Below are 11348 nucleotides of genomic sequence, written 5' to 3'. Positions count from 1 at the left end.
CGGACGGAAAAGGATTGAATACATCGCCATTGCATCACTCATTCACTAAGTGTTGCAATCACCGCAAGAACCCAAGGTTCCGCATACGGACGCGCAATCGGAGTGCATACGACTCTGGACTCTCAGTGCAGTCGCCTTCGGAAATTGGCACCAGTCGCGGCAACGGCCCCACCTGGATTCGATTCGAGTCCCGTGGCAGAACTGCGGAGGGGAAGCGACGAACGACCGCCGCCCCCTCCCGCCTATCGCGTCCGGTCCGCCAATGCGCCGCCGAGAAGTCGGCCGCGACGAGCGGACGATGGGCAGCCTCTCACCGTCCGGCAGCGACAGTGAGGCCCAAGCTACGAGGCAGCTACGGCCAGGCGCACGGCGTCAGCCGGGGTGGTGGTCGGTCGTCCGATGAGCGTGCTGAGGTCGTTGCCCTCGACCAGGAGGCCGCCGCGGGCGAGTCCCTGATCCGAGTCCGCGAGGATTCCGGCGAAGGCTTCCGGGATGCCGAACGAAGTCAGCAGGCCCACGTATTCCGCGGCGGGGAGGTCCTTGTAGACGACGGTGGTGCCGGTGACGGCGGTGATCTCGGCGGCGAAGTCGGCCATGTTGAACGAGACGTCCCCGCCGAGCTCGTAGACCTTGCCCGCCTGGTTCTCGCCGAGCAGGACTGCAACTGCGGCTTCTGCGAGGTCACGGCGGGTGGCGGCGTTGACCTGGCCTTCGCCGCCAGCGCCCACGAGGATGCCCTGTGCGAGGGTTTCCTGGAGCTGGTCGGTCCAGTTCTCGAAGTAGTAGCCGTTGCGCAGGAGGGTGTAGGGAACTCCGGGCTCGGCGAGGATCGCCTCGGTCGCCTTGTGGTCCTGGCCCAGCACCGTGGCGTTGATGTCTGCGTTGGTGTTGCTCGTGTAGGTGAGCAGCTCGACACCTTCAGCCTTGGCAGCCTCGATCACGGTGCGGTGCTGTCCGGGGCGATCCTTGCCGACCTCGGAGCTGGCAATCAGAAGAACCTTGGTGGCGCCGGCGAGGGCCGCGGCCACGGAGGCCGGGTCGTTGTAGTCCATTGCCGCGACGCGCACGCCTTGGGCGGCGAAGTCTTCGAGTTTCTCGATGGAGCGGCCTGCGGCGACGATCTCAGATGCGGGGACGTTGTTATCCAGTAGTGCCTGGAGAATGTGGTGGCCGAGCTTGCCGGTCGCGCCGGTGATGACGATGGTCATGGTGTTTCCTTTCGAGGTTCTTACGTTGTCATTGCTCACAACCACCTCTCTCAGGATTAACTTCCCAATAGTTAGTACGCACTTTGAGGTAAGGTACCTACATGACAGTTGGTACAGTATCTGCGAGCCTTCCCTCGGTCTCCACCGACAGTGTCTTCCTGGCGGGCTGCCCCAGTCGGACAGTGCTGGAACACGTCACCAGTAAGTGGGGCCTTCTCCTGCTCATAGCCTTGTCCGAGGGGGAGCAGCGCTGGAGTGCCTTGCGCCGACGTGCCGATGGCATCAGCGAGAAGATGCTGGCCCAGACCCTGAAGACCCTCGAGCGAGACGGTCTCGTCAGCCGACACGCCCAGCTCACCATCCCGGCGCGCGTGGACTACAGCCTGACAGACCGCGGCCACGAGCTGAGCGCGCTGCTCGTTCCTCTCGCCGCCTGGGCCATCCAAAACGCCGGCGACATCATCAGCGGGCAGGACACCACAGCGGCCGGCCCCGCAGGCTCGCACGACTAGCACTCACCGGCGAGTCCCCGTAGGGTGATCGCCTTGCGGGCAGCGGGGTGAGCCTTAGCGCTGCGAAAAAGGCCATTTATCGTAGCGATTCACAGCAGTTGTGAGACATGCGAAAGAATGCTTTCCCGCAGGAGGCTCCCCCTGCGGACACGTGAACGCAGTGCGGTCGACTTCTGAAAATGACATGCGGGACGCGATACGTCTCAAAAAGTCAACCCGCCATAAGGCGTCTCGTTCAATCATGACAACAACAGTATTGTGGAGTCAGAGTCCCCCCGGCTGAATGCCGATTGGTGGAATGGGAAGCCGTCGTAGTCCCTAGTGGTCACGGCGGCTTCGTCATTTCCATAGTTGCAATCCATTTCTAAGGCATCATCCTAAAATATGCCGATCCACTGTTCCACGCCACGGGGTGCAGCAGCGTGCCAACCACAGGGTTCAGTGCGCTGTACATCATGCCGTTGCCAGCGTAGATGCCTACGTGGCCCCAGTGGTTTGGTCCATCGGGATTCTGCACGACGATGTCGCCAGGCTGCGGACTCGTGGTGGATGTCCCGGCTGTCCACTGCTCCGTTCGAGGCAGCTGGACTCCCGCTTTCCCGTAGACCCACTGCACATATCCGGAGCAGTCCCACGCTTTGAAGGCAGTTCCACCCCAAACGTATGTTCCGCCGACTCCCTCCTGCGCGTACGCGATGATCGCACGGCGAAGTTGACTCAAATCTGCTGGAATTGTTGGTTGCGACGTCCCCGAACTGTTTGCCGGACAGTCCGCCGGAACGGTTGACGATCCCAAGGCTTTCAGGATTGAATCTGCCTCGGTCTGCCACTGGGCGTATCCTTCTGGGAAAGCAGACCTTTGAACCGCTTGAGCTGCCGCGCCTTTGTCCATTTGATCCCAACCCTGAACATCAAGAAGCCCACGAGGCGATCCTTGGTTCGGCCCCTGTGGCCCACCATAGAAGGCTTCAGCGTTGTAAGCAGGTTGCATGAGCTCCGCGATACTCCCCCATCCTGCCGACGGGCGCTGTTGCGCACTGCCGACCGAATCGTGGTCACTGCCCACGCCATCATGCGGATATTGCAAAGATTCAGGGACGGTTGAGTTGGCCAGCATTTGCATTTTGGACTCTTGCAACGCCATCATCAACGCAATCACGATGCCGTTGTCTGGGACTGACCGTGCACGACCCACTACTATGTATGCCTGGGCCACGGTCACCTGCGACTGGCTCAATGTGGCGGGCGCACTGTCGGGCACAGTGATCGTCACGGCCTGGCCCGTACCGCCAGCAGCGACCGTTGTACATGCCACCGTCGAGCTTTGAGCGCCGAAAGCCATCAGGGCAATGGACCCGCAAAACGCCATATCGCAGCACAGCACCATCGCAGAGAATGCCGCCCCGGCTAATTTGAGGGCCGCACGTTTCTTGACTACGCCGAGGAGGAGCGCCTGGGCTGGCATCAATAAACAATTCGTTCAGGCGCAGCGTAGAAAGCCACCATCTCACAGCGGTCTGCCGGGGCAGATACGGCAGGCGGACAATTGACGACGACGCTGACCGGTGCGGTGTATTTGTTGACGCCAGACGTTGCGTGCTCCACGACGCTCAAGGTCACGGTACACACGTGCAATCCCACCCACGGTGGAGGCTGCTGGACAAATTGTGCCAGCTGCTCGTCGCACGATGCGTTCACAGGCTGTGCAGTTCGATATCCCTTCGCTCCAGTCAACGACGCATACGCCGCTGCATTGGTCCCAGTGGCTTCGAACTGCTGCGCGAAGATGGTCAGGGGGTTTGAATCATCCGGCAACACATGCCACCAGCCGCGAAGCCTCCCGTACATCTCCGAATACGTGGCCGTTCGCGTATCCCATGTGTAGATAGAGCGGGCAGCTATGTTGGCAAGCTGCCGAAAATCCAGGGTTGAAGGTTCGCCAGCTGGCGCAGCCGATTGATCCGCAGGTGAGCTTGTCATGGTCGGCGGTTCCACCGCCGTCGCTGTACCCGTGGGGCTTGGGACGGCAGCCGTAGCCGATGACTCCGGGGCGCTTGCAACGGGGCCGACCTCCGGGGGCCGGATTGAGAGCACTGCGGCAATCCCAGCGACGGCAGTGGCAGTCGCCAGCATCAGGATCCACGACCGGCGTCGGCCTGTCCCGTCCCTACGTGCCAGCCATGTCAATTTCATGGTCCCACCTCATTTGTTTGAGGAGCTAGGCATTGGACACGGCGTGGACCGTCGGGCCGACTACCGTTTCAATGACAGTTCCCTCAATCCCTGTCCCGGTCCGCAAAATTTCCTCGGCGGCTAGGACGAGGTTGCGCACTAGGCCAACCTGCACTTTAACGTAGCGCACGCTGACTCCGACCTTCTGTGCGACCTCAGCGACCGCCGCAGCACGTGCCTTGCCCAGTACTGCCGGCAGGACGATGCGCTCTGCGATGAGTTGAAGCATCGGATTTGAAAGAGATACGACGGTAGCCTTACGCAGTGATGACAGGTCAACAACCCGTTGCGGATCGACATCTAGGGCGCGACTCGCCGTCAGAGCCATCTGGCGCACCACGAAAACGGCCTGCCAGCGCATACCTGCGGACACGTCAGCGTTGGTCTCCGTCAATTGCGCCTTCCCGTCAGAAAGACTGGCAACGGCCAGATCCCAAGTGCGCTCGGGCACGTGATTCTTGACGAACTGCAAAACCTCCGTAGCCCAGACGTGATTGGTGACTTGGTCATCGAGGCGCGCAAACTGGACGTCAATCTGACTCTGAAAGCCGGACTCGCCTTGGTCCAGCAATGGCAGAGTCGTCCTGGCAAAGGTGCGCCGAATATGATCAGCACACAGATTGCAGGCAATCCCCTGAATCCAGGCATCAAACTTCACCCCGGGAAAGGCCTGATAGCTGCCATTCACGGTCCCTTCCCACGCAGCAATTCGAATATCCTGCAGGACATCATTTACATCTTGGAAGAACCCATACCGGGCCAGATGAATCTTCACATAGGGACGAACCCCCTCAACAGCCCTCATCAGCTGGTCGATAGGGATGTCGGGTTCCGGCGGCCGGGCAAGTGACTGATCAAACGCCCCGTCGATAGGTACTTCACATGCTTCGCTGGTCCAAGGACCCATGATGATCACCGCTTCATGCGTTGACTGAATATCAAGCGCGACGCCGTTAGACGTTGTGCAGAAGATCTTGGGGCCACCGTAGGTGGCGGCAGGATCGTTCCGACATATGCCGGGCCCTGTGAGTCGCTGCGAAATCAACGATTGCGGTCGACCCACTTCAAAAGGTAATAAGACTATTGTCAAAGTATCAAAGAGATATTGTCAAGGGGGGTCGCTCTTACCCTGTGGACATCTATGAGGCAGAATGAAGCCATGCCCCGAATTACGCAGCCGATAGCCTCGGATTGGCCACACGAAGTCGAGCTGGCGGTCGCCACCTTTGGCAATCGAGCACGCACCGAGATCATCCGCTATCTATTGGAAAACGGGCCGAACCCACGTGGAGAAATCGTGGCCAACGTTGGCGCCAGCGAAGCAAGCGTCGCCAAACACTTGATTCTCCTTGAAGAAGCCGGGGCTGTCAGCGCAGACGTCGAACCAGGGCGCAGGCACGGTCGCGCACCGAGGTATTCCGTTAATCCAGACCGTGTCAAGGCCCTTCTGGATGCCCAAGTTCGGTACTTGACTGAGCCGACTCGCTAGCACCATCCGCCGTTGTGGTCATGCCGTGCTTCAGAAAATCGGTAATGGCATCGAGCGTCTCCGGTGCAACGTCGGCAAGTGTTCGTGCGGCAAAGGCTTGCACCCGCGACACCCTCAGGGCCTTAACAAATTCAAGCCTTGCTTCAATGCTTCTGGGAAGCACGTCGGAGCCCAAATCCAGCAAATACGACGAATCAACATCGAACAACTCACAGATTGTTGCCAAAACCTTCTTGTCGGTGACCAGCGCCCTCGTTCCGTCCTTCATGTAGAACCACCGGGCACGGGACATACGCACGCCCCGTTCAGCCAATCGATCTTGGACCTCACGGAAAGTCACGTCATAGCCACGCTTTTCTGCAGCAGCATCCAAAAGTAGGTTCAGGCGCCTAGAAAGAGCTATTTGAGGCGATGGCTGGTCTTGCTGATTGCCGCTTCCAGCACTCATGCCAGGCTCCTCACGATAATGGCGTCGGCTCGCCTACTATCCCATGCCGAATCGTCGTGTCCTCTCAAGTATTGTCCGTGCCTTCCAACCCCGCAATACAACGCCGAATCGCATTATCCAACTCGGGCAAGAGCATGGTCTCTGCGCAGGGTTCTAGCCATGGACACCCGCGAGGAGCGCCCCGAGCTGGCAGCAAAACCACGAAGCCCATCCTGGTTGAGCAACAGGTTCCGATCAAGATGGAAGCAAACTTCCTTAACTACATCACGAAACGCAGTGAGAAATTCGATTTGTTCCTGCGGATCCCTTGCCCAATAGCGGTTTCCTCGCATAGATTCCGCAGCGCAGACAAACGCTTCGACCTGAGGATGCTGGTTCATGTGATCAACCTTTCACCTGAATTTGTCGGGCACGCCGCGCCACGGCGGCGACTTACACGAAGTCATAGGGATTTGGGGCATTTACACCATGACCGAGTGAGAGTAAATTTTGCAGAGTAGACGGGTATATTCCGTCCTGCAGGTAGCCTTCTGGGAGTGTTTTCCATGGAACCCTCAATCTTGATGAACCTGACCCGAAGCCGCATCTTACATATGCTGGTTACTCATGGTCCTGCCCCGGCCCCTGACATATCGGACGCACTGTCCCTTTCAGCCGCCACGGTCAATCGGGAACTTGAACAGCTAACGAGAGCTGGGTTCGTCAGCGCCAGTGAGGCAATTCCTGGTAATTTCGACTCAATATATGCCTCCGATGCACCCCAAATATTCCAGGAAATGACACGGGTGTGCCAGTTTTTAGGATTGGAGCCCTGAACAGAACCGGCTCCATCACCCCTCGGTCATGGACTAAATTGCTTTCCCGACTATGAGTAGTTACCTAGTCACACTTGCCGATGCTTGAACGTTGGCAATACCGGAGGGAAGGCACCGCGATGACCGACTACACGGAGCATGACAGTCAAACCAATTCGACTGTCACACAGTTACTCTCCCCCAGTGAAATCTGCCACGAACTGCAGATTCCACTGCAGACCTTCTACCAGTGGAGAGCCAAGGGTATTGGGCCACACGCCTACAGGATTGGAAGGCACCTGCGCGTAAGCCGGACAGATTTCCAGGCATGGCTCTTACTTCGATCGGATCCGTAAATTCCGTAACCGGTAAGAAACGGCCATGGCTAGGTGCACCAGTTGCATCACCGTGCCCATTGGGTGAAGAGGACCGCCAGCCCGTCGTGTAATGGTGACTGGGGCTCCTTCGACCATAAAACTTCTGATAATTGAATGTTTCGCCGCAATGAGCCGGCCATTCCGGGGACCACCTCAGCGCTCTAACCAACTACTCGCGAGAGGAAGGACAACGCCATGCAACGCGAATTCTACGAACCAGAGCAGGCCGCAGAGCTACTCCACTGTTCCGAAGCATGGCTTCGGACTGGCGCCGCCAATTGCGAATTCCCCCATCTGACATGGGGCAAAGGAAAAATCGTGTTCACCGACGAACACCTAGAAGAAATCGCCAGTCTCCGCGAGGTAAGGGCTCATCCGGCGGGTAGCAACATTCGCAGAACTCTTGGCACGCGAGCCAAGGGACAAGTGACCTAAATCGTCAAATAGCTTCGCTCCCTACCGACACACAGTCGTTCCTTCTTATCCTCCCCATATCTGCGCGGACCGTTGAACGGACTCTGCTCCGTCTTGGAGCGCCTGGGGCATAAGGTGCCCATAGACCTCTTCTGTGGTCCGTGTGGAGGCATGTCCCAGCCTCCTGGAGATGGTGAAGAGCGATACTCCGTCCTGGATCAGCCACGAAGCGTGCGTGTGTCTCAGGTCGTGAATTCGGGGCGTCTTCTTGAGTCCGGCCGTTTGAGCAGCTTTGACAGTCGGCACCCAGCACTTTTGCCAGTAGATGCTGTGCGCAATCCGGCCGCCTGTACCCGTCGTAAAAAGCAGATCACTCCCCTGACGACTAGCTACCAGGGGAATCAATATCTCGACCAGCACGGGAGCCAAGGATACCGTTCGTTTGCCGGCACCCGTTTTCGTTGGGCCAACATAGAATTCGTTGCTTCCATCTCGCTTCCACGCCTTAGTGATCCTCACAGTGGCCGGCTTTGCCAGTAGATCCACATCGGCAACTGTCACGGCGGTGGCCTCGCCAAACCTTGTGCCAGTCATAACGAGAAATTGGGTGAAGTCCTTGTACCGCTCTGGCATCAACGCCAAGATCTGAGAAAACTCGGCATGGGTCAGGAACCTAGCATCATCTTCGACCCTGTCCCCCGATGGCAGCTCCACTCCCCTGCAGGGATTGTCCGGCCGGTATTTCAGCAGGACCGCACGTTCCATGGAGGCAAAGATCAGCGAGTGGTTGTTGCGGATTGTTTTAGCAGTCTTGCCCTTTTTCTGCATTCCACGGACCCACCCAGTAATCTGCCGCATGTCGAGTTCATCAATCAGGATTGCTCCCAGCACCGGCTTAATGTGCAGATCCAACATGGTTTGATAGGTGCGCAAAGTGCCGGAGGCAGGACGGACCAACAAATCGATGTGTTCTTGGATAACTTCTGCAACAGTCAGGACTTTGCGTCTACTAGACTCCATTGCTTTCTGGGCAATGCCAAACGATTGGCCATTCCTGTCGAGGAACTTCTTCAGCAACTTCGCGTCAATCTCGGAGGCAAAAGTGACGCTTTGTTGTTGGGCCACGTCGGGGTCCCGCCACCGCACTTGAAAAGCGGTGGTTCCAGACTTCGACCGGCGCTGAACAACACTTGCCATGCAGTCAATTTTACGCTCGTGGGAACACTTTTGGCGTTTTTGGGAACACTTAAACACGAAAACCCCCTGTGACCAGGGGGTTTAGCGTGCCCAAGGTGGGATTCGAACCCACACACCTTTCGATACTGCATTTTGAGTGCAGCGCGTCTGCCGTTCCGCCACTTGGGCCTTAGCAAAGCGTTCAAATGAACACCGTTACGAAGATCACGCTCTCATTCAAGAATCACTTCCGAACGAGTGCGCGAAACTACTCTACATGCAGATAGGCTGTTTTGTAGAACTAGCGCCCCCCAAGCGCTATAAATTCGGCCTTTGTGTCGGAAATCACAGCTTATCGCTTCTAAGGAGCCTTCGTGTCCGAACAATCGGAAACCACCCCCACCACTCCCGCACGCCGTGTCATTGTTGCGGAGGATGAGACCCTGATCCGTTTGGACATCATGGAAATCCTGCGTGGCGAAGGCTACGACGTGGTCGGTGAAGCTGACAACGGCGAAAAGGCCGTGGAGCTCGCCAAAGAGCTCAAGCCGGACCTGGTCCTCATGGACGTCAAAATGCCCGTCATGGACGGCATCACGGCCGCTGAGATCATCGTCAAGGCCCGCATCGCCCCCGTCGTTCTCCTAACCGCCTTCAGCCAGAAGGAACTCGTCGAGCGAGCCCGCGACGCCGGCGCCATGGCCTACGTCGTCAAGCCCTTCACCCCAGCCGATCTCCTCCCCGCCCTGGAAATCGCACTCTCCCGCCACGAGGAGATCAAGGCACTAGAAAACGAGGTATCCGACCTCCAGGAGCAGTTCGCCACCCGCAAGCTCGTAGAACGCGCCAAGAGCCTTCTCACCACCAAGATGGGCCTCAGCGAGCCCGAGGCGTTCCGCTGGATCCAGAAGACCTCCATGGACCGCCGCCTGAGCATGCGCGAAGTCGCCGAAACCATCATCAACCAGGTCAACTAGCCCACTCCCCAACTGGGCCCACGGACTTGTGGGCCGTGGAGCGTCCTGTGAACGACGTCGGCACCCAGATCGGGTGCCGACGTCGTACTTTAACGGTGTTGTGTTAAGCAAAAAGACGCACCACGTGCGGAAAACTGTGAGGTTTTCAACACGCAGTGCGTCTTGTTAGGCCCGGGCAAGCCCGGCCAGAAGTGCGGAAATTACACTGTGGGCCAGGGGCCAATCTTTTCCTTGTTCACGCGCACGCCAACTCCGGCCTTGCCCAGGTCGGCGAGGTCGCCCACCTTGTGAACCTTGACCAGGTTCGTGGAACCGGCCTGTCCGGGAGGGGAACCGGCAGCGATGACAACCAGGTCACCTGCGTCAACCAAGTTCTTCTCCAACAGGGTGCGGTCAACCTGCTCGGTCATGGCGTCAGTGTGGGCCACCATGGGCACCAGAACGGGCTCAATGCCCCACGTCAGTGCCAGCTCATTGCGAACCTGCTCTTCGGGTGTGAAAGCAAAGACCTGCTTGCGCGGACGCAGGCGGGACAAACGGCGAGCCGAGTCACCTGACTGCGTAAACGTTGCAATGTACTTGGCATCCAGCTGGTCGGCGATCTGCACGGCCGCTGCCGTGATGACGCCGCCGCGGGTCTTCGGCTCGGAACCCAGCTTCGGGATGAGCTTCATGCCATCTTCCGCCTCGGCTGCTTCAATGATGCGCGCCATGACCTTGACGGTTTCGATCGGGAACTTGCCAACACTGGTCTCGCCGGAGAGCATGACTGCATCCGCGCCGTCGAGCACGGCATTGGCACAGTCCGAAGCCTCCGCACGGGTGGGGCGCGGGTTGTCGATCATGGATTCAAGCACCTGGGTGGCCACAATGACGGGCTTGGCCCAGCGGCGAGCCATTTCAACGCACTTCTTCTGTACCAGAGGCACATCTTCCAGCGGCAACTCAACACCCAAGTCGCCACGGGCAACCATGATGGCGTCAAAGGCGTCAACAATGGCTTCCAAGTTGGCAACAGCCTGCGGCTTCTCGATCTTGGCGATGACCGGCACGCGGCGGCCTTCTTCGTCCATGATCTCGTGAACGCGGGTGATGTCGGCTGCATCGCGCACAAAGGAGAGTGCAATCAAATCTGCACCGCAAGCCAAAGCCCAACGCAGATCGTCCTCGTCCTTTTCGCTCAAGGCGGGGACATTCACAGCAACGCCAGGCAAGTTGATGCCCTTGTTGTTGGAAACCTTGCCCGGAACAGTCACAACAGTGACAACCTTGACGGAGTCAACCGCCGTGGCCTGAACAGAAACCTTGCCGTCATCGATGAGCATGATGTCGCCAACGTTGACGTCCTCGGTGAGCGACTTCAACGTGGTGGAGCAGATGTCCTTGGTGCCCGGAACATCTTCGGTGGTGATGGTGAAAACATCGCCCACGGCCAGGTCGTAGCCCTCGCCATTGGCAAAGCGGCCCAGACGAATCTTCGGGCCCTGCAGGTCAGCCATGATGGCAACCGCCTTGTTCAAGGATGCAGCGGCCTTACGAACGTTGTCATAAGTGTTCTGGTGCACGGTGTAATCGCCGTGGCTCATGTTCATGCGGGCTACGTTGACGCCCGCCTCCAGAACCGCAAGTGTGTTTTCATAGCTGGCAATAGCCGGCCCGAAAGTCGCAACAATCTTTGCGCGTCTCAATGTACCTACCTCGTGGTGTGTTTAACAGTAGAA

At 58.3% G+C, this 11348-nt stretch carries 12 protein-coding genes and 1 tRNA gene; 5 read left to right on the top strand and 8 right to left on the bottom strand.

The window, feature by feature from the left end; all coding sequences use genetic code 11:
* Positions 1 to 341: 341 nt before the first annotated feature.
* Positions 342 to 1208, bottom strand: coding sequence for an SDR family oxidoreductase (locus CXQ94_RS20030; protein WP_104092359.1), 867 nt, complete (start codon positions 1206 to 1208; stop codon positions 342 to 344).
* A gap of 101 nt (positions 1209 to 1309) precedes the next feature.
* Here CXQ94_RS20030 and CXQ94_RS20025 point away from each other — a divergent pair, with 101 nt between their 5' ends.
* Entirely contained in the window at positions 1310 to 1720 is a 411-nt protein-coding gene (locus tag CXQ94_RS20025) for a helix-turn-helix domain-containing protein (protein ID WP_104092358.1), read from the top strand.
* A gap of 364 nt (positions 1721 to 2084) precedes the next feature.
* Here CXQ94_RS20025 and CXQ94_RS23180 read toward each other — a convergent pair whose 3' ends face one another.
* Genes CXQ94_RS23180 through CXQ94_RS20010 form a run of 3 tightly spaced genes read right to left on the bottom strand, consistent with a single transcriptional unit; the run spans position 2085 to position 4868 of the window.
* Positions 2085 to 3185: a C40 family peptidase gene (locus CXQ94_RS23180; RefSeq protein WP_104092357.1), complete on the bottom strand. Its 1101-nt coding sequence runs from the start codon at positions 3183 to 3185 to the stop codon at positions 2085 to 2087.
* The gene (locus CXQ94_RS20015; RefSeq protein WP_146070377.1) at positions 3185 to 3913 is read right to left on the bottom strand and encodes a hypothetical protein; all 729 of its coding nucleotides are present in this window, start codon (positions 3911 to 3913) and stop codon (positions 3185 to 3187) included. Before CXQ94_RS20015 ends, CXQ94_RS23180 begins: the two co-directional genes overlap by 1 nt.
* A 25-nt stretch (positions 3914 to 3938) precedes the next feature.
* The gene (locus tag CXQ94_RS20010; protein WP_104092355.1) at positions 3939 to 4868 is read right to left on the bottom strand and encodes a sigma factor; all 930 of its coding nucleotides are present in this window, start codon (positions 4866 to 4868) and stop codon (positions 3939 to 3941) included.
* 225 nt (positions 4869 to 5093) lie between these two features.
* Between CXQ94_RS20010 and CXQ94_RS23385 the strand changes: the two genes are divergently transcribed.
* Entirely contained in the window at positions 5094 to 5441 is a 348-nt protein-coding gene (locus CXQ94_RS23385) for a helix-turn-helix transcriptional regulator (protein WP_146070376.1), read from the top strand.
* On the opposite strand, the gene CXQ94_RS20005 is transcribed toward CXQ94_RS23385, so the two are convergent.
* Positions 5389 to 5889 (bottom strand): hypothetical protein, encoded by a 501-nt coding sequence (locus tag CXQ94_RS20005; protein ID WP_146070375.1) that lies wholly within the window; start codon positions 5887 to 5889, stop codon positions 5389 to 5391. The genes CXQ94_RS23385 and CXQ94_RS20005 overlap by 53 nt on opposite strands.
* Before the next feature lie 545 nt (positions 5890 to 6434).
* Between CXQ94_RS20005 and CXQ94_RS23380 the strand changes: the two genes are divergently transcribed.
* Together CXQ94_RS23380 and CXQ94_RS23375 are read left to right on the top strand one after the other, a co-directional pair.
* A complete protein-coding gene (locus CXQ94_RS23380; RefSeq protein WP_104092353.1) occupies positions 6435 to 6704 on the top strand; it encodes a helix-turn-helix domain-containing protein in 270 nt (89 codons plus the stop codon).
* Between the two features lie 80 nt (positions 6705 to 6784).
* Complete coding sequence (locus CXQ94_RS23375) at positions 6785 to 7039, top strand: helix-turn-helix domain-containing protein (protein ID WP_368665584.1); 255 nt, start codon at positions 6785 to 6787, stop codon at positions 7037 to 7039.
* A gap of 501 nt (positions 7040 to 7540) precedes the next feature.
* Here CXQ94_RS23375 and CXQ94_RS19985 read toward each other — a convergent pair.
* Both CXQ94_RS19985 and CXQ94_RS19980 read right to left on the bottom strand, forming a co-directional pair.
* Positions 7541 to 8671 (bottom strand): site-specific integrase, encoded by a 1131-nt coding sequence (locus CXQ94_RS19985; RefSeq protein ID WP_104092351.1) that lies wholly within the window; start codon positions 8669 to 8671, stop codon positions 7541 to 7543.
* 87 nt (positions 8672 to 8758) lie between these two features.
* Positions 8759 to 8839 (bottom strand) — tRNA-Leu (locus CXQ94_RS19980).
* A gap of 185 nt (positions 8840 to 9024) precedes the next feature.
* On the opposite strand from CXQ94_RS19980, the gene CXQ94_RS19975 reads away from it, so the two are divergent.
* Entirely contained in the window at positions 9025 to 9627 is a 603-nt protein-coding gene (locus CXQ94_RS19975) for an ANTAR domain-containing response regulator (RefSeq protein WP_104092350.1), read from the top strand.
* A gap of 200 nt (positions 9628 to 9827) precedes the next feature.
* Here the strand turns inward: CXQ94_RS19975 and pyk are convergent, their stop codons facing one another.
* Positions 9828 to 11315 carry a pyruvate kinase gene (gene pyk / locus CXQ94_RS19970; RefSeq protein WP_104092349.1) on the bottom strand — a complete coding sequence of 496 codons (1488 nt, stop codon included), beginning with the start codon at positions 11313 to 11315 and terminating at the stop codon, positions 9828 to 9830.
* Between the last annotated feature and the right edge of the window lie 33 nt (positions 11316 to 11348).

Source organism: Arthrobacter sp. GMC3, assembly GCF_002929305.1.
Lineage (GTDB): Bacteria > Actinomycetota > Actinomycetes > Actinomycetales > Micrococcaceae > Specibacter.
Note: the sequence above shows the minus strand (reverse complement) of the source record. Positions and strands in the feature narration are given on the sequence as shown.